The 17,063-nt window shown below is 75.3% G+C and carries 16 protein-coding genes and 1 riboswitch; of the genes, 5 read left to right on the top strand and 11 right to left on the bottom strand.

Annotation, left to right across the window (positions count from 1 at the left end; translation table 11 throughout):
• Positions 1 to 18: 18 nt before the first annotated feature.
• On the top strand, positions 19 to 1,677 hold the full coding sequence (locus BJ968_RS06320; RefSeq protein ID WP_179750195.1) for a catalase: 1,659 nt from the start codon (positions 19 to 21) through the stop codon (positions 1,675 to 1,677).
• 121 nt (positions 1,678 to 1,798) lie between these two features.
• Here the strand turns inward: BJ968_RS06320 and BJ968_RS06325 are convergent, their stop codons facing one another.
• Positions 1,799 to 2,182, bottom strand: a complete 384-nt coding sequence (locus BJ968_RS06325) for a winged helix-turn-helix transcriptional regulator (protein ID WP_179750197.1) — start codon at positions 2,180 to 2,182, stop codon at positions 1,799 to 1,801.
• A gap of 82 nt (positions 2,183 to 2,264) precedes the next feature.
• Between BJ968_RS06325 and BJ968_RS06330 the strand changes: the two genes are divergently transcribed.
• Positions 2,265 to 3,128 (top strand): NAD(P)H-binding protein, encoded by an 864-nt coding sequence (locus tag BJ968_RS06330; RefSeq protein WP_179750199.1) that lies wholly within the window; start codon positions 2,265 to 2,267, stop codon positions 3,126 to 3,128.
• 34 nt (positions 3,129 to 3,162) lie between these two features.
• Positions 3,163 to 4,074, top strand: coding sequence for an oxygenase MpaB family protein (locus BJ968_RS06335; RefSeq protein WP_179750201.1), 912 nt, complete (start codon positions 3,163 to 3,165; stop codon positions 4,072 to 4,074).
• Here the strand turns inward: BJ968_RS06335 and BJ968_RS06340 are convergent.
• Positions 4,035 to 5,042: an alanine racemase gene (locus BJ968_RS06340; RefSeq protein WP_179750203.1), complete on the bottom strand. Its 1,008-nt coding sequence runs from the start codon at positions 5,040 to 5,042 to the stop codon at positions 4,035 to 4,037. The two genes, BJ968_RS06335 and BJ968_RS06340, sit on opposite strands and share 40 nt — an antisense overlap.
• A gap of 49 nt (positions 5,043 to 5,091) precedes the next feature.
• Between BJ968_RS06340 and BJ968_RS06345 the strand changes: the two genes are divergently transcribed.
• Positions 5,092 to 6,456 (top strand): serine hydrolase, encoded by a 1,365-nt coding sequence (locus BJ968_RS06345; protein ID WP_179750205.1) that lies wholly within the window; start codon positions 5,092 to 5,094, stop codon positions 6,454 to 6,456.
• Between the two features lie 2 nt (positions 6,457 to 6,458).
• Here the strand turns inward: BJ968_RS06345 and BJ968_RS06350 are convergent, their stop codons facing one another.
• The 8 genes from BJ968_RS06350 to thiM form a co-directional block, all read right to left on the bottom strand.
• Positions 6,459 to 6,899 carry an OsmC family peroxiredoxin gene (locus tag BJ968_RS06350; RefSeq protein WP_179750207.1) on the bottom strand — a complete coding sequence of 147 codons (441 nt, stop codon included), beginning with the start codon at positions 6,897 to 6,899 and terminating at the stop codon, positions 6,459 to 6,461.
• Between the two features lie 166 nt (positions 6,900 to 7,065).
• The gene (locus BJ968_RS06355; RefSeq protein WP_179750209.1) at positions 7,066 to 8,784 is read right to left on the bottom strand and encodes a DEAD/DEAH box helicase; all 1,719 of its coding nucleotides are present in this window, start codon (positions 8,782 to 8,784) and stop codon (positions 7,066 to 7,068) included.
• A gap of 199 nt (positions 8,785 to 8,983) precedes the next feature.
• Positions 8,984 to 11,095, bottom strand: coding sequence for a phosphate acetyltransferase (gene pta / locus BJ968_RS06360; RefSeq protein ID WP_179750211.1), 2,112 nt, complete (start codon positions 11,093 to 11,095; stop codon positions 8,984 to 8,986).
• Between the two features lie 75 nt (positions 11,096 to 11,170).
• Positions 11,171 to 12,385: an acetate/propionate family kinase gene (locus BJ968_RS06365; protein ID WP_179750213.1), complete on the bottom strand. Its 1,215-nt coding sequence runs from the start codon at positions 12,383 to 12,385 to the stop codon at positions 11,171 to 11,173.
• 82 nt (positions 12,386 to 12,467) lie between these two features.
• Positions 12,468 to 13,127, bottom strand: a complete 660-nt coding sequence (locus BJ968_RS06370; protein WP_179750215.1) for a thiaminase II/PqqC family protein — start codon at positions 13,125 to 13,127, stop codon at positions 12,468 to 12,470.
• Entirely contained in the window at positions 13,124 to 13,939 is an 816-nt protein-coding gene (gene thiD / locus BJ968_RS06375) for a bifunctional hydroxymethylpyrimidine kinase/phosphomethylpyrimidine kinase (protein WP_179750218.1), read from the bottom strand. The genes BJ968_RS06370 and thiD overlap by 4 nt, the downstream gene beginning before the upstream one ends.
• Positions 13,936 to 14,559, bottom strand: a complete 624-nt coding sequence (thiE, locus tag BJ968_RS06380; RefSeq protein WP_179750220.1) for a thiamine phosphate synthase — start codon at positions 14,557 to 14,559, stop codon at positions 13,936 to 13,938. The genes thiD and thiE overlap by 4 nt, the downstream gene beginning before the upstream one ends.
• Positions 14,556 to 15,359, bottom strand: coding sequence for a hydroxyethylthiazole kinase (gene thiM / locus BJ968_RS06385; RefSeq protein ID WP_179750222.1), 804 nt, complete (start codon positions 15,357 to 15,359; stop codon positions 14,556 to 14,558). The genes thiE and thiM overlap by 4 nt, the downstream gene beginning before the upstream one ends.
• Positions 15,352 to 15,452, bottom strand: a riboswitch (TPP riboswitch). Its footprint overlaps the gene before it by 8 nt.
• A gap of 62 nt (positions 15,453 to 15,514) precedes the next feature.
• Between thiM and BJ968_RS06390 the strand changes: the two genes are divergently transcribed.
• Positions 15,515 to 15,970 carry a DUF4383 domain-containing protein gene (locus BJ968_RS06390; RefSeq protein WP_179750224.1) on the top strand — a complete coding sequence of 152 codons (456 nt, stop codon included), beginning with the start codon at positions 15,515 to 15,517 and terminating at the stop codon, positions 15,968 to 15,970.
• Between the two features lie 27 nt (positions 15,971 to 15,997).
• On the opposite strand, the gene mgrA is transcribed toward BJ968_RS06390, so the two are convergent.
• Complete coding sequence (gene mgrA, locus BJ968_RS06395) at positions 15,998 to 17,032, bottom strand: L-glyceraldehyde 3-phosphate reductase (protein ID WP_179750226.1); 1,035 nt, start codon at positions 17,030 to 17,032, stop codon at positions 15,998 to 16,000.
• Positions 17,033 to 17,063 lie beyond the last annotated feature (31 nt).

Raw genomic sequence — 17,063 nt, forward strand, 5'->3', positions numbered from 1 at the left:
AGATCGAGAGGAAGTGCGATGACCGACGTCGCGAGCCAGCCCTCGGCCCCCGGGGACGACCGCCCGGTCCTGACCAACCGTCAGGGCCACCCGGTGTACGACAACCAGAACCAGCGCACCATCGGGGCCCGCGGCCCCGCCACGCTGGAGAACTACCAGTTCCTCGAGAAGATCAGCCACTTCGACCGCGAGCGCATCCCCGAGCGGGTCGTGCACGCCCGCGGCACCACGGCCTTCGGCTACTTCGAGGCCTACGGCACCTTCGGCGACGAGCCGATCGCGAGCAAGACCCGCGCGAAGCTGTTCCAGGAGAAGGGCAAGCGCACCGACCTGGCCATCCGCTTCTCGACCGTGGCCGGTGGCCGCGACTCCTCCGAGGCGCTGCGCGACCCGCGCGGCTTCGCGGTGAAGTTCTACACCGAGGACGGCAACTGGGACCTCGTCGGCAACAACCTGGGCGTCTTCTTCATCCGCGACGCGATCAAGTTCCCCGACTTCATCCACTCGCAGAAGCCCGACCCGGTCACCTTCGACCGCCAGGTGCCGAACCGCGTCTTCGACTTCGCCAGCCAGACGCCCGAGTCGCTGCACATGTTCACCCTGGTGTTCTCCCCCCGCGGCATCCCGGCCAGCTACCGCACGCAGCAGGGCTTCGGCGTCAACACCTACAAGTGGGTGAACTCCGAGGGCGAGACGCTGCTGGTCAAGTACCACTGGCACCCCAAGCAGGGCGTCAAGAGCTGGACGTCGGCCGACGCCGCGGCCGTGCAGGCGCAGGACCTCGGCCCGCACACCCGCGACCTGTACGCCGCGATCGACGCCGGCGACCACCCCGAGTGGGAACTGCTCGTCCAGACCATGAGCGACGAGGAGCACCCCGAGCTCGACTTCGACCCGCTGGACGACACCAAGGTGTGGCCCGAGAACCTCTTCCCGCTCACCCCGATCGGGAAGATGGTCCTGAACCGCAAGCCGGTGGACTTCTTCACCGAGTCCGAGCAGATCGCGTTCGGCACCGGCGTCCTGGTCGACGGCCTGGACTTCTCCGACGACAAGATGCTCGTCGGCCGGACGTTCTCCTACTCCGACACCCAGCGCTACCGCGTCGGCCCGAACTACCTGCAGCTGCCGGTGAACCAGGCCAAGGGCGCGACCGTGCGCACCAACCAGCGCGACGGGGCGATGGCGTACCACGTCGACGGCCGCGGGGAGAACCCGACGGTGAACTACGAGCCGTCGATCATCGGCGGTCTGCGCGAGGCCACCGCCCCCACGCACGACGAGCAGGGCCCGGTGATCTCCGGCCGCCTGACCCGCAAGCGCATCCCGGTCACGAACGACTACCAGCAGGCCGGGGAGCGCTTCCAGCTCTCCCTGGACTGGGAGAAGGACGAGCTCGTCGCGAACTTCGTCGACGCGCTGTCGCAGTGCATCCGCCCCATCCAGGAGCGGATGGTCTGGCACATGTTCATGGCCGACGACGAGTACGGCCAGCGCGTGGGCGAGGGCCTGGGCATCACCGCCGACGACGTCCGCCACCTGGAGCCGCTGCAGACGCAGACGCTGACCGAGGAGGAGCTGGCCCGCGCGGCCAACCTCGGCAAGAACGGCCCGCGCGACGTGTCCGGTCTGGTCATGACCCACGCCGTGCCGAACGAGCGCGACGTCCGCGCCTGATCGAGCTCAGCGCTGGAGGAGGCGCCGGTCCCCGCGGGGGCCGGCGCCTTCGTCGTCCCCCGCCCCCCCGTGATCGAGCACTCCCGTGATCGAGCACTCCCGTGACCGAGCACTCCGGTGGTCACGCGCGCTGGGCGTACCGCTCCCGCGCGAGCCCGACCTGGCCCGCGGACGCCTCCAGCAGCTCCGCGAGCCCCTGGAGCTTGCCGGAGACCTGCGCCCCGAGCTCGGTGAGCTCGTACTCCACCCGCGGCGGGATGGCGGTGACGACCTCGCGGGTGAGCATCCCGTCCCGCTCCAGGGCCTGCAGCGTCTGCGACAGCATCTTCTCGCTGACGCCCTCGACCTTGCGCCGCAACGCGTTGAAGCGGAAGGACCCCTCCCCCAGGGCGAGCAGGACGAGCGAGGCCCACTTGGCGGTGACGTCCTCGAACGCGGCCCGGGAGGTGCAGTCGCGGGCGAAGACGTCCGCGACGAGGTCCTGCGGCGGCGAGGCGTTCTCCATGCGGTCAAGGGTACCGCGGGAACACATGGCACTGTGGAATGGTTAGTGCCATCGATCGCGCAGCACCCACCCAGGAGGAACCATGACCACGTACGCCGTCACCGCCGCCAGCGGCCACCTCGGACGCCTCGCCGTCGAGGCCCTGCTCGAGCGCGGCGTGCCCGCCGCCGACGTCGTCGCCGTCGTCCGCACCCCCGCCAAGGTCGCCGACCTCGCCGACCGCGGCGTCGTCGTCCGCCCCGGCGACTACTCCGACCCCGCCTCCCTGCCCGCCGCGCTCGCGGGCGTCGACCGGCTGCTGCTCGTCTCCGGCAGCGAGGTCGGGCAGCGCGTCGCCCAGCACACCAACGTCGTCGAGGCCGCGAAGGCCGCCGGGGTGCAGCGGATCGTCTACACGTCCCTGCTGCGCGCCGACACCACGCAGAGCCCGCTGGCCCCCGAGCACAAGGCCACCGAGGAGGTCCTCGCCGCCTCCGGCCTGCAGCACGTCGTCCTGCGCAACAGCTGGTACCTCGAGAACTACACCGAACGGCTCGGCGAGTACCTCGGCTCCGGCCAGGTCCTCGGCGCCACCCACGGCGGGAAGGTCTCGGCCGCCACCCGCGCCGACTACGCCGCCGCCGCCGCGGCCGCCCTGGTCGGCGAGGACACCACCAGCCGCACCCACGAGCTGGCCGGGACCACCTTCGACTTCACCGAGCTCGCCGCCACGATCACCGACGTCACCGGCACGACCGTCGTCTCCCGCGACCTCCCCGGCGAGGAGTACGAGCAGGCGCTGACCGGGTTCGGCCTGGACGCCGGCACGGCCGGTTTCGTCGCCGCCCTCGACGCCTCGATCGCCCGCGGGGACCTGTTCACCGACTCGCGCGACCTGGAGCAGCTCATCGGCCGCCCCGCCACCACCCTGGCCGAGGCCGTCCGCGCCGCCCACACCGCCGCCTGACGCACCGGCCCGCGGGGTGGGGCACGATCGGGGGGTGCCCCGTCCCCTGCCCCGGCTGCCGCTGAGCGCGGTGTTCCCGCCCGCCCCCGGCCCCGGCACCCCCGGGGACCCGGGGGTCATCGCCCCCGGCGGGCCCTTCCGGCGGGTCAGCGCCGAACGGGCCGTCGTCCTCGGCGGCCCGGCGGCGATCCTCCTGCAGGTCGCGCACCCGCTGGTCGCCGAGGGCGTGGCCGTGCACAGCGACTACGCCGCCGGGCCCGCGCGGCGCCTGCTCGGGACCCTGCAGGCCGCCCTCACCGTGACCTTCGGGGACACCGATCAGGCCCGCGCCGCGGCCCGGGAGGTGGGGCGCGCCCACGCCCCCGTGCGCGGCACGACCCGCAGCGCGGTGCCGGGGACCCCGGCGGGCACCCCGTACCGCGCGAACGACCCCGACCTGGCGCTGTGGGTCCACGCCACGCTGGTGTGGACGGCGCGCCGGGTGGCCGAGCGGTACGCCGGGGTCCGGCTGACCCCGGCCGAGCGGGAAGGGCACTGGCAGGAGTCCAAACCCTTCGCGCGGCTGTTCGCCGTCCCCGACCAGGTGCTGCCCGGGACGGTCGCGGAGTTCGACGACTACGTCGCCCGCACCCTGCGCGGCCTCGTCGTCACCGACGCCGCGCGCGCCGTCGCCCGCGACGTCCTCACCCAGCGCACCTCCCCTCCCCTGCCGGGGGTCGCGGCGCTGGCCCGCAGCATCACGGCCGACGTCCTGCCCGCCCGGATCGCCGGGGCCTACGGGCTGCCCCTGTCCCCCGGCCGGCGCGCGGCCGCCGGCCTCACCCGCGGGCTGCTGCGCGCGGCGCGCCCGGTCCTGCCGCGGGGCGTCGCGCAGTGGCCGCACGCCGAGGTCGCGCGGCGGCGCGTTCAGGCGTTGCAGCCGCGGGCGTCCACCCGCCAGGGCTGAGACCCCACCACCTGCAGCTCGTCGGCCAGGTTCACGGCCGAGCACACGTGGTTGGGCACCAGGCGCACGCGCGTGCCCACCGGGGCGTCGAAGCCCGTGATGGTCGCGTGGTGCTCCGACAGCGCGCTGACCCGCGCGTCCGGGTGGTCCAGGAGCCGGCCGAAACCGCTGGCGTACCCGGGCCGGTCGGCGCCCAGGACCTTGCTGCCCGCGTCGGCGACGACCCGGCCGGGGAAGCGGGCCACGACCGTCGCCACGACGGTCAGGGCGATGTCGGCGGGGTCGGTGGTGCCCAGCTCCCACTGCTGGGCGTCGCCGAAGACGTACACCCCGGGCCGGTACTCCGTCAGGACGTCCCGGTCGGCGAAGCCCAGCGACGGCGTGGACCCGCCGCTGACGACGCGGGCCGCGACGCCCTCGGCCGCCAGCGACTCCACCGCTCGCGCCAGTTCCCGCGCCTCGTCGGCGGCCGCGGCCGCCCGGCCGTCGGGGCTGTAGGAGTGCCCGGGGAAGGCGAACACGCCGTCCACGACGAGCCCCGCGTCCCGCGCCGCCGCCGCGATCCGGCCGGCGTCGGCGGCGGGGGCGCCGCTGCGCCCCATCCCCGGGTCGACCTCGACGAGCACGTGCAGGCCCGGCAGCTGCGGCAGCGCCTCGGTCCCGCTGATCCCGACGCTGACGCGGGCGCGCTCACCGAGCGCCCGCACCCGCGCGGTCCGCTCGGCGTCCAGGAACACCGGGTAGGCGATGAACAGGTCGTCGCAGACCTGCGCGAACACCTCGGCCTCCGAGACCGTCGCGACGCTCAGCCCGACCGCTCCGGCCGCGAGCTGGCGGCGGGCGACCTCCAGGGACTTGTGGGTCTTGGCGTGCGGGCGGACGGCCAGCCCGGACAGCGCGGCGTGGGTGCGGGCGAGGTTGGCCTCGACCCGCCCGGGGTCGACGAGCAGGTGCGGGGTGGCGGTCACGAGGCCATCGTGCCCGCCCCGGCCCGCCCGCCGGGCTACGGTGACCGGCGTGCCCGCGCTCACCGCCGAGACCGTCACCGCCGCCGCCGACGTCGCCGCCCGCTGGATCGCCTTCCGCTGCGAGCGGTCGCAGGTCCCGGGGGTGCAGTTCGCGGTCCGCCTCGGCGGGGAACTGCTGCACTCCAGCGCCCACGGGTCCGCCGACCTCGGGCGCGGTGCGCCGCTGACCACCGGCCACGTGTTCCGCGTCGCCTCGCACTCCAAGACCTTCACGGCGACGGCCGTGCTGCGCCTGGCCGAGCAGGGCCGGCTGCGCCTGGACGACGACCTCGCCACCCACGTGCCCTGGGTGGCCGGGGAGGACGCCGAACTGGGGCGGGCGAGCCTGCGGGAACTGCTGGGCCACGCCGCGGGGGTGACCCGCGACGGGACCGCGGGCGACCACTGGCAGCTCGCCGGGGAGTTCCCCGACGTGGCCGCGGTGCGGGCCGCGGTGCGCACCGGGGGTTCCCTGCTGCCCCGGTCCTCCCGCTTCAAGTACTCCAACGTCGGGTACGCGCTGCTGGGCCTCGTCGTCGAGGCCGTCACCGGGACCGGCTACGCCGACCACCTGCGCGAGGTCCTGGCCCCGCTGGGGTTGTCGCGCACGACACCGGACCTGCCCGCGGCCGGCGAGCTGGCCACGGGCTACTCCGCGCTGGCGGCCGGCCCGCGCCGGCCGCTGCCGCACGCCGCGACCGGGGCGATGGCACCCGCGGCGGGTTTCTGCTCCACGGCCGAGGACCTCACGGCGTGGTTCACCTCCCACGCCGAGGGCCGGGAGGGGCTGCTGTCCCCGCGCTCCCGGCGGCTCGCGCAGCGGGCGGAGTGGAGCACCGGGCCGGGGCCGGGGACCTACGGGCTGGGGTTCGGCCGCGACGAGGTCGGCGGCCGGGACCTCGTCGGGCACGGCGGCGGGTTCCCCGGCCACGCCACCCGCAGCCTGCTGGACCCGCGCAGCGGCCTGGCCGTCAGCGTCCTGACGAACTGCGCCGACGGCCCCGCCGGTGAGTTCGCCCTGGGCGCGGTGAAGCTCGTCGACCTGTTCGCGCAGCGCTGGTCTCCCGTGCGTGCGGGCGTGACCCCGGGCGTGGACCTGGACGCCTTCTGCGGGCGCTGGGCCAGCCTGTGGGGCGTGACCGACGTCGTGCGGGCCGGCGGGAGCCTTCTGGTGCTCGACCCCGACTCCGGCGAACCCGCCGACGCGCCCAAGGTCCTGGAGGTCCTCGACGCCCGCACGCTGCGGGTCGTCGACGACCACGGGTACGGCGAGGTCGGGGAGACCTGGCGCCTGGGTGAGCGCCCCGACGGCACGCCGACGCTGCGCGCGTCCAGCGGCGCCGTGCTGGTGCCGCTGGAGCGCTGCGCGCCCTGAGCTCAGGCGTCCAGCGACGCCTCGAGGGTGATCTCCACCCCGGTCAGCGCCTTGGACACGGGGCAGGTCTCCTTGGCCGCCTGGGCGGTCTTGACGAAGGTGTCGGCGTCGATCCCGCTGACCTCACCGGTCACCTTCAGGGTGATGCCGGTGAGCTTGAACCCGCCGGCCGGGTCCGGCCCGAGGGAGACGTCGGCGACGACCTCGAGGCTCTCGGGGGTGCCGCCGGCCTCGGCGAGCAACGCCGAGAACTGCATGGCGTAGCAGGAGGAGTGCGCGGCGGCGATGAGCTCCTCGGGGCTCGTGGTGCCCCCGGCGTCGTCGGCGGCGCGCTTGGGGAAGGAGACGTCGTAGGTACCGACCTTGGAGCTGGACAGCTCGACCTGGCCGGAGCCCTGCTCGAGGGTGCCGTTCCAGGCGGTGCGTGCGGTACGGGTGGGCATGCTTCCTCCACGGGTGGGTGACGTCGTGCGTCCCCCATCCTCACCTCAACCGCTCCCCCACGCCGCGCGAAGCACGGTTCGGGCCCCGAACGCCGACGGACCCGGGCGCGAACTGTGCTTCGCGCCCGGGTCCGCCGGGGTGGTGCAGGTGGTGCGGTGGTGCTGGTCAGTCGCGCGGGGCGCTCTCGCGGCGCGGGCCGCGGGACTCGCCACCGTCGCGGCGCGGGCCGCGGAAACCGCCGTCGCGGCGCGGGCCGCCGCGGAAACCGCCGTCGCGGCGCGGGCCACCGCGACGCGGGCGACCCTCGCGGGCCTCGACCTTGCGCTCCTTGACGACGACCGGCTCACCGGACTCGGCCACGGCGCGCACGACCTCGTCGCCGGCCAGGACGTGCTCGACGCCGTTGGCCTCGACGTTGGCGTCGCGGTGCAGCCAGCCGTACCGCCGGACCTGGTCCGGCAGCGCGATCGCGAGGACCGTGCCCTTGGCGCCGGCGCGCGCGGTGCGGCCGGAGCGGTGCAGGTAGTCCTTGTGGTCGTTCGGCGGGTCGACGTGCACGACGAGGTCGACGTCGTCGACGTGGATGCCGCGGGCGGCGACGTCGGTGGCGACGAGGACGCGGGTCTCCCCGCGCGAGAAGGCGTCGATGGCCTTGGACCGCTGCGACTGGCGCAGGTCGCCGTGGATGGCCTCGGCCGGGGCACCGGCCTCGCGCAGCTGGTCGGCCAGGCGCTGGGCGCCGAGCTTGGTGCGCACGAAGAAGATGCTGCGGGCCGGACGCTGGCTGATCTCGGTGAGGATCGACAGCTTGTCGTGCGGGCGGACCGCGAACACCCGGTGCTCCATGTTCGTGACGTCGTCGGCCGGGGCCGGGACGGCGTGGAACGAGGGGTTCGTGAGGAAGTCCGTCACGAGGGCCTCGACACCGCGGTCGAGCGTGGCGGAGAAGAACATCCGCTGCCCGCCGGGCTTGGTGCCCTCCAGGATGGCGCGGACGTTGGGCAGGAAGCCCAGGTCGGCCATGTGGTCGGCCTCGTCGAGGACGGCCACGTCGACCTCGCCCAGGGACACCGCGTCGCGCTCGATGAGGTCGACGAGACGGCCCGGGGTGGCGATGAGGACGTCGATCCCGCGCTGCAGCGCGGCGATCTGGCGGCCGTACGGGACACCGCCGACGACGACGGACATCCGCAGGTCGAGCGAGTCGCCCAGGGGGCGCAGCGCGTCGGCCACCTGCATGGCCAGCTCGCGGGTCGGCACGAGGACCAGGCCGCGGGGGGCGCCGGTGATGCGCGGCCGCTTCTGCTGGGCCAGGCGGGCCAGCATGGGCAGGCCGAAGCCGAGGGTCTTGCCCGAGCCGGTGCGGGCGCGGCCGAGGATGTCGCGGCCGGCGATGCCGTCGGGCAGCACGCGCTGCTGGATGGCGAACGGCGCGGTCATCCCGCGGCGCTCCAGCGCCGCGACGAGCTCGTCGGGCAGGCCCAGCTCGGAGAACGTGGCGTCGACGACCTCGACGGACTCGGCCGCGGTCAGCGCCTGCTCGGTGGCCGAGGGCGCGAAGGAGCGCGGGCTGCGCGGCGGCCCGTTGCGGCGGGCACCGCCGAAGCGGCCGCCGGAGCCACCGCGACCCTGGTAGCCGCCGCGGCTGCCGTAGGAGGAACCGCCCTCGCGGTTGCCGAAGCCCCCGGAACGGGGACGGTCGTCGCGGTTGTAGCTGCCGCCGCCGGAGCCGTAGCCGCCGGAGCGGGGACGGTCGTCACGGTCGTAGGCACGGTCGGACCGCTCGTAGCGGTCGGTGTAGCCGCGGGACTCGCGGCGCTGGAAGCCGCCCTCGTCGTTGCGGGGACGGGGAGAACGGTACGAACGGTCTTCGTACTGGGGCATGGGGTAAGGAACTCCACGTGGGGCTGTCGGCCGCACGGCGGTCCGCCCCCAGAACGCCCAGACAGGCGCATCGATGCTGAGGGATGAGACTCAAGCGACCTCGCGGGCGGCTCGCCCGCTGAGTGGACGGCATCAGGCCGTCCTGAGAATAGTAACAGGCCCGCGTCCCGGCTTCTTCCCCCGCGCCCCGGACGGTCCCTCAGCCGCGCGAGGCCTGGATCGCGGTGAGGGCGATCGTGTACACGATGTCGTCCACCAGCGCCCCCCGCGACAGGTCGTTCACCGGCTTGGCCAGCCCCTGCAGCATGGGCCCCACCGAGATGACCCCCGCGTTGCGCTGCACCGCCTTGTACGTCGTGTTGCCCGTGTTGAGGTCGGGGAAGACGAAGACCGTCGCCCGCCCGGCCACGGGCGAGCCCGGGGCCTTGGAGGCCGCGACGGAGGCGACGGCGGCCGCGTCGTACTGCAGCGGCCCGTCGATGACGAGGTCCGGTTCGCGCTCGCGGGCGATGCGGGTCGCCTCGGCGACCTTGTCGACGCTGGACCCGGCCCCCGAGGACCCCGTCGAGAAGCTGATCATCGCCACGCGCGGTTCGATGCCGAAGGCGCGCGCCGAGGCCGCGGACTGCAGGGCGATGTCGGCGAGGTCCTCGGCGTCGGGGTCGGGGTTGACGGCGCAGTCGCCGTAGATGACGACGTCGTCGGGCAGGCACATGAAGAACACGCTCGAGACCAGCCGCGCGCCCGGCCGGGTCCGCACGACCTGCAGCGCGGGGCGGACGGTGGCGGCCGTGGTGTGCACCGCGCCCGCGACCAGCCCGTCGACGTCACCGGCCTGCAGCATGGTGGTGCCCAGCCAGATCGGGTCGGCCAGGGAGTCGCGGGCCACGTCGGGCCGCATCCCCTTGTGCTTGCGGGCCTCGACGAGGACGTCGACGTACCGGTCCACCAGCCCCGCCGGGTCGAGCACCTCCACGCCGTCGGGCAGGTCGAGCCCGAGGCCGGCGGCCACGGCGGCGACCTCGTCGGGGTGGCCCAGCAGCACGGGCCGGGCGATGCCGCGCTGGGCGCAGAGCGCGGCGGCCTGCACGGTGCGCGGTTCGGTGCCCTCGGGCAGCACGATCCGCTGGACGCGCTCGGCGGCCAGCGTCGTCAGCCGGCGCCGGAACGCGGCCGGCGACAGGCGCGGGGTGTGCGCGGCCGTGGGCAGCCCCGCCAGCCAGCGGGGATCCAGGGCGTCGGCCACCGTCGTCGTGAGCGCCACGGCGCGCTCGGCGTCGTCGGCGGGGACCTCGGGGTCCAGGCGGTTCACGGCGGTCGCGGTGGCGTAGGTGCTGCGGTCCGAGCGCAGGATGGGCAGCCCGGTGGCGGCGGCCGCGGCGGTCAGCTCCGCCACGCGCGGGTCCATCCCGACACCGGCGGTCAGCAGCAGGCCGGCCAGGCGGGTGCCGTTGAGCGCGGCCAGGCAGGTGGCCATGACGACGTCGTGCCGGTCGCCGGGGACGAGGATGAGCCGGCCCTCGCGCAGCAGCGGGAGCATCCCGGGCACGGCCTGGGCCGCGACGACGACCTCCTTGATGCGCCGGCCCTGGTCGCCGTGGGTGATCACGTCGAGGTCCAGCCCGGGGCCGAGGTCGCGCACGAGGTCGCGCACGCGCGGCCAGGTGAGGTCGCCGCGGAAGGGCACGACGCCGACGAGCGGGATGCCGTGGTGCTCCAGGGCCCCGCGCAGCGCGGAGATGCGGGCCACGCCCGTCTCGGGGTCGTCGGCGACGGGCCAGCGGGAGACGACACCGCCGACGACGCGCAGCGACTCCCCCGTCCGGTAGGTGCCGGCGGTGACGGCCATGTCCTCGGCGATCCGTTCCGGCGCACCGGGTTCGGCTCCCAGCAGCCCCGCGGAGCCGACGAGCAGGACGTCGGCGTCCAGGGCGGTCGCCAGGGCCTGGTTGACGCGGCCGGAGAACACCTGGTCCGCCGAGGGGGCCAGCCCCTCGACGACGACGACGTCGTGGGCGGCCAGGACGCCCTCGGCGGCGGCGACGACCTCCTCCATGAGGTCGTCGACCTCGCCGCGGGAGAGCCGCTCGACGACGCGGGTCGCGGCGATCGGCTCGGCCGGGTCCAGGGCGGTGGTGAGGCGGACCAGCGCGACGGACCGGTCGGCCTCGCTCACGCGGGTGGGCTGGGCGAGGGGCTTGTGGAAGCCGACGTCCACCCCGCGCGCGTCGAGGGCCCGCACCAGCCCCAGGCAGGTCGAGGTGAGACCGGCACCGTGGCCGGTGGGGACGACGAGCAGCACGCGGGCCATGGGTCCACCTTCCCCCACCGCACCGGTGGCGGCGACGGCGGGGCGGCCCCCGCTCAGGGTGCCCTCAGCGGACCCTCAGCGGTGCTGGACGAGGGCCACGGTGTCGCGGGCGATGAGCAGCTCCTCGTCGGTCGGCACGACCATCGCCAGCGGCCCGGGACCGGGCACCGTGATGCGCCCGGCGGGCGTGGAGCCGCGGCCGTGCTCGGCGTTGGCGGCCGGGTCCTCGACGAGCCCGAGGTGGCGCAGCCGCGCCAGCAGCATCGAGCGGACGTTCGCGGCGTTCTCCCCGATGCCGCCGGTCAGCACGAGGGCGTCGAGGCCGCCGAGGGAGACGGTCAGGCCCGCGACGTGCTTGGCCGCGCGGTGGACGAAGACGTCGAGGGCCAGCCGCGCCCCGGCGTGCCCCTCGGCCGCCTTGCCCGACAGGGTCCGCACGTCGTTGGACAGCCCCGACAGGGCCAGCAGCCCGGAGGCGGAGTTGAGCTGCCGGACGATCTCGGTGACGCTCTCGCCGGTCCGGTCGGCGACGAGCTCGACGACGGCCGGGTCCAGGTCGCCCGAGCGGGTGCCCATGACCAGGCCCTCCAGCGGCGTCAGCCCCATCGTCGTGTCGACCGAGCGGCCCCCGAGCACGGCGGTGGCGCTGCACCCGTTGCCCAGGTGGGCCACGACGAGCTTCAGGTCGGCCGGGTCGCGGCCGTCGGCGGCGTGCAGGACCTCCGCGGCCCGCTGGCTGACGTAGCGGTGGCTGGTGCCGTGCATGCCGTAGCGGCGCACGCCGAACTCCTCGTACCAGCGGGCCGGGACGGCGTAGCGGAAGTTCGTCTCGGGCATCGTCTGGTGGAACGCGGTGTCGAAGACGGCGACGTGCTCCAGCTCCGGCAGCACGGCGCGGGCGGCCTCGATGCCGGAGGCGTTGGCCGGGTTGTGCAGCGGGGCCAGCGCGGACAGCTCGTGGATCTGCGCCAGGACGCGGTCGTCGACGCGCACCGACCCGTGGAACACCGACCCGCCCTGGACGACGCGGTGCCCGACCCCCAGCAGCGGCGGCAGGTCCAGGTCGAGCAGGCGCTGCAGGACGTGGGCCAGGGCGCCGCGGTGGGTGGAGGCGGCCGGGGTGATGGTGCGGGTGCCCTGCGCGGTCGTCATGTGGACGACGGCGTCGGGGCTGCCGATGCGCTCCCCGAGGCAGCTGAGGGCGCGCTCGCCCGTGACGGGGTCGACGAGGGCGAGCTTGACGGAGGAGCTGCCGCAGTTCACGACGACGACCGAACCGCTGCTGGACAAGACCGCTCCCCTCCTCGTGGCCCGCCCGCGCGGAGCCGTGCCGACACTCTCCCGCCCCGGCGCGGTCCGCGCCCGCGCGGGGTCAGGGGACGGGCCAGGTCTCGCGCCGGTGCGCGGTCTCCCAGAACAGCCACTCGTAGCGGGTGGCGACGGCGAACGCCTCGTGCATGGCCTCCTCCAGCCCGGCCGTGGCCGCGGCGTCCACGAGGGCCCGGGCCCGCTCGACGGAGGCGTGGAACTCGGGGGCGTCGTAGGCGGCGACCCACCGGGCGTAGGGGTGCCCGGGCACGAGCTCGGCGTGCGCGGCCAGCCGCCGACCGGCGTCGGCGTAGACCCAGAAGCACGGCAGCACGGCCGCCGCGGCGACGGCGTAGGGGTCGGTCGCCGCGCTGGCCACGAGGTGGGAGACGTAGCCCAGGGTGGTGGGCGAGGCGACCGGCGCGGCCGGGGCCGGCGGCAGCAGCCCGGACTCCAGCAGGTCGGCGTGCAGGGCCGACTCCACGACGACGGCGCCGTGGGCGGACTGCGCCCAGAACGTCGCGGCCGCGGTGTCGGGGGCGCGGGCGGCCAGCAGCGACAGCGCGCGGGCGTACCCGGACAGGTAGATCGCGTCCTGCTCCAGGTAGTGCCGGAACACGGCCGCGTCGAGCGTGCCCGCGCCCAGCTCGGCCAGGAACGGCGACGCCTCGATCGCCGCGCGCACGGCCGCGGTGCGTTCCCACGCCCGGTCGGTGAAGGTCACGGTCGGTCCTCCCGCAGGGCGAAGGCGTGGTCGAGGGGGCCGTGCCCGGACCCGACGCGCAGGGCGGCGCCGGCGCGCAGGGCGGCCTGGAGGTAGTCGCGGGCGGGGTCGGCGAGCTGCTCCCAGCCCGCGCCGGGGTGCAGGGCGGCCTGCGCGGCCAGCGCCGAGGACAGCGTGCAGCCGGTGCCGTGGGTCGCGGTGGTGTCCACCCGGGGCCGCCGCAGGAGGAGTTCTCCGGCGTCGCCGACGAGGACGTCGACGCTGTCCGCCCCGGTCAGGTGCCCGCCCTTGAGCAGGACGGTGGTCCCGCTGCGGGCGAACAGCTCGCGCGCCTGCGCCCGGCACCCGTCGAGGTCGCGGGCCGGTTCGGCGTCCAGCAGGACGGCCGCCTCGGGCACGTTCGGGGTGACGAGGTCGGCCAGCGGCAGCAGGTCCTCGCGCAGGGCGGCGACGGCGGCCGGGTCGAGCAGGCGGTCACCGCTGGTGGCGACCATGACGGGGTCCAGGACGACGCGGCCGACGTCGCGGGAGCGCACCGCGGCGGCCACCGCGGCGACGACGCCGGCGTCGGCGAGCATCCCGATCTTCGTGGCGTGCACGGTGACGTCGTCGAGCACCGCGTCGAGCTGCTGCGCGACGAAACCGGCCGGGACGACGTGGACGCCGCGCACGCCGCGGGTGTTCTGCGCCGTCAGGGCGGTCAGGACGCTCGTGCCGTACACCCCGTGCGCCGCGAACGTCTTCAGGTCGGCCTGGACGCCCGCTCCCCCGCTGGGGTCGCTGCCGGCGACGGTGAGCGCGACGGCGCTCACGCGCGGTCCCACTGGTTCCGCAGCGCCCGGGCCGCGCGTCGCGGGTCGTCGGCCGCGCAGATCTCCGACACGACGCAGAACCCGGTGATCCCGGTGCCGCGCAGGGGGTCGAGGTTGTCGGGGTGGATGCCGCCGATCGCCACGCAGGGCACGGGCGAGGCGGCCACGACGGCCCGCACGCCCTCGGCGCCGAGCGCGGCGGCGGCGTCGGGTTTCGTCGCGGTGTCGCGCACGGGGCCCACCCCGAGGTAGTCCACCACCGCGGGGTCCACCCGCTGCGCCTGCTCGACGGTGGAGACCGACAGCCCGACGAGCAGGCCCGGGGCGATGCGGCGGACCTGCTCGGCCGGCAGGTCCGACTGGCCCAGGTGGACCCCGTCGGCGCCCGCGACGAGCGCCACGTCGACGGCGTCGTTGACGAAGAGGGGCACCCCGGTGCCGGCCAGGACGTCGCGCACGGCGACGACGAGGGCGAGGCGGTCGCGGTCAGGGCCGTGCTTGGCCCGCACCTGCACGGCGTCGACGCCGCCGGCGACGGCGGCCCGCACGACTTCGGCGACCCCGCGGTCGCCGCACAGGGCGGTGTCGGTCACCAGGTACAGGCTGGGGGTGAAGCTCACGCGAGCCGTCCCGCGGCCGCGCCCAGCGCCCCGGCGTCGACGGCGTCGAGCTCGTCGAGCCAGGCGGTGGCGAAGGACCCCGGCCCCGCGGCGCGCTCGGCGGCGCGCTCGGCGGCGACCGCGACGTGCAGGTGGGCCGCGACGGCCGCCACCAGCGGGTCGGGTTCGACCCCGGCGTAGGCGGCGACGAGCGCCCCCAGGGAGCAGCCCGCGCCGGTCGTGCGGGTCAGCAGCTCGTGACCGCCGGGGACGCGGACGGTGCGCCCGGCGTGCACGACGACGTCGACGGTCCCGGAGACGGCCACGGCGCCGCCGGTGCGCGACGACAGCGCCCGCGCGGCCTCGACGGCGTCCTCGACCCCGTCGGTGGCGTCGACCCCGCGCCCCCCGGCTCCGGCGCCGGCCAGCCCCAGGACCTCGGAGGCGTTGGCGCGCACCACGGTCGGGGCGTGCTCGAGCAGGTCGCGGGCCACCCGGGTGCGGAACTCCAGGCCGCCGACGGCGACGGGGTCCAGGACCCAGGGGGTGCCGTGGGCGCGGGCCGCTCCGGCCGCCAGCGCCATGGCCGTCGCCTTGACGTCGTCGAGGGTGCCCACGTTGACCAGCACGGCCGAGGCGACGGCCGCGAACGGGGCGGCCTCGTGGACGTTGTCGACCATCGCCGGGGCGGCCCCGGCGGCCAGCAGGGCGTTGGCGGTGATGGTCTGCACGACCGAGTTGGTGAGGCACTGCACCAGCGGTGCGCGCTGCGCCACCGCGGCCCGTGCCCGCGCGACGTCTTCCCCCGTGACGGCAGCCATGCCGCGACATCCCTTCGTCAGCATTACCTGAATCAGGTTCTCCGGGTGTGATCTCAGCTGCGCGATCCGCGCGCAGCACCCCGTGTCGCGGCCGACAGTAGCACCGCGGGGGGCCGGGCCCGTTTGCGCCGGGGACCACCGGGTAGCGGCTGCTCATGAGCCAGAACTTCGCGGGGTCGGTGGAGCCGGTGCACCCGCGCACCACCGCCGGGCAGCACCTGTCGCTGGTCGTGGGGGTCCTGCTCCTGCTGCTGGGCGTGGCGGGTTTCGCGGTGTCCGGCGTCGGGGACTGGACCGGCGGGACCCAGGAGCAGCAGGTGGTCGGTTTCTCGGTCAACCCGCTCTCCAGCGCCGTGCACGTGGTGCTGGGGCTGCTGGGGCTGCTGGGCCGCACCGGCGCCCGCCGGGGGCGGTGGTTCGGGATCGTGCTGTTCGCCGCCTGCGCCGCGCTGTTCGCGTGGGGCCTGTCCAGCGAGGGGTCCGGCGACACCCCGCTGAACCTGGCGTGGCCGGTCACCACGCTGCACGGGGTCCTGGCCGCGGCGGGTCTGCTCATCGCGCTCGTGCCCGTGCGCGCGGGCCGCAGGCCCTCGACGGCCGAACTGGGCTGACCCCCCGCGGGGGGGCCAGCCCACGGGTCAGTTCTCGCCGCCCTCGCGGACGCCGGCCCACAGGTCGACGCCGGAGTCCACGGCGAACTCCTCGATCGCGGCCAGCTCGGCGTCGCTGAACTCCAGCTTCTGCACGGCGGCCACGTTGTCCTCGACCTGGCGCACCGAACTGGCCCCGATGAGGGTCGTGGTGACCCGGCGGTCGCGCAGCACCCAGGACAGCGCGAGCTGCGCCAGCGTCTGCCCGCGCCCGGAGGCGATCTCCTGCAGACCGCGGATGCGGCGCAGGGTTTCGTCGTTCAGGACCGAGGGGTCGAGGGACTTGCCCTGCGCCGCACGGGAGTCCTCGGGGACGCCGTGGAGGTACCGGTCGGTCAGCAGCCCCTGGGCCAGGGCGGTGAAGGGGATGCAGCCGACCCCCTCGGCCTCCAGGACGTCCAGCAGCCCGGACTCGATCCACCGGTTGAACATGGAGTACGACGGCTGGTGGATGAGCAGCGGCGTGCCGAGGTCGCGCAGGATCCGGGAGGCCTGCAGCGTCCGCTCGGGACCGTAGGAGGAGATCCCCACGTACAGCGCCTTGCCCGACCGGACGATGGCGTCCAGCGCCCCCATCGTCTCCTCGAGCGGGGTGTCCGGGTCCGGGCGGTGGTGGTAGAAGATGTCGACGTACTCCAGGCCCATGCGCTGCAGGGACTGGTCCAGGGACGCCGTGAGGTACTTGCGGGAGCCGCGGTCGCCGTACGGGCCGGGCCACATGTCCCAGCCCGCCTTGGAGGAGATGACCAGCTCGTCGCGGTACGGCGCGAAGTCCTCCCGGAACAGGCGGCCGAAGTTCGTCTCGGCGGAGCCGTAGGGCGGGCCGTAGTTGTTGGCGAGGTCGAAGTGGGTGATCCCCAGGTCGAACGCGCGGCGGGCGATGTCGCGCTGGGTCTGGAACGGCTTGTCGTCGCCGAAGTTGTGCCAGAAACCCAGCGAGAGCGCGGGCAGCTCGACGCCGCTGCGGCCGCAGCGGCGGAAGGGCATGGACTCGTACCGTCCAGCGTCTGCGGTGTAGGTCACAGCGCGATCCTGTCACGCGGGCCGGGCCGCA

Source organism: Kineococcus aurantiacus (genome assembly GCF_013409345.1).
GTDB classification, from domain to species: domain Bacteria; phylum Actinomycetota; class Actinomycetes; order Actinomycetales; family Kineococcaceae; genus Kineococcus; species Kineococcus aurantiacus.

Excerpts from the sequence above, each read along its gene's own strand:
- BJ968_RS06325 (WP_179750197.1), bottom strand. The coding sequence starts at position 2,182 with ATGGAGAACGCCTCGCCGCCGCAGGACCTCGTCGCGGACGTCTTCGCC.
- BJ968_RS06390 (WP_179750224.1), top strand. The coding sequence starts at position 15,515 with ATGAGCCAGAACTTCGCGGGGTCGGTGGAGCCGGTGCACCCGCGCACC.
- thiM (WP_179750222.1), bottom strand. The coding sequence starts at position 15,359 with ATGGCTGCCGTCACGGGGGAAGACGTCGCGCGGGCACGGGCCGCGGTG.
- BJ968_RS06350 (WP_179750207.1), bottom strand. The coding sequence starts at position 6,899 with ATGCCCACCCGTACCGCACGCACCGCCTGGAACGGCACCCTCGAGCAG.
- BJ968_RS06330 (WP_179750199.1), top strand. The coding sequence starts at position 2,265 with ATGACCACGTACGCCGTCACCGCCGCCAGCGGCCACCTCGGACGCCTC.
- BJ968_RS06320 (WP_179750195.1), top strand. The coding sequence starts at position 19 with ATGACCGACGTCGCGAGCCAGCCCTCGGCCCCCGGGGACGACCGCCCG.
- pta (WP_179750211.1), bottom strand. The coding sequence starts at position 11,095 with ATGGCCCGCGTGCTGCTCGTCGTCCCCACCGGCCACGGTGCCGGTCTC.
- BJ968_RS06355 (WP_179750209.1), bottom strand. The coding sequence starts at position 8,784 with ATGCCCCAGTACGAAGACCGTTCGTACCGTTCTCCCCGTCCCCGCAAC.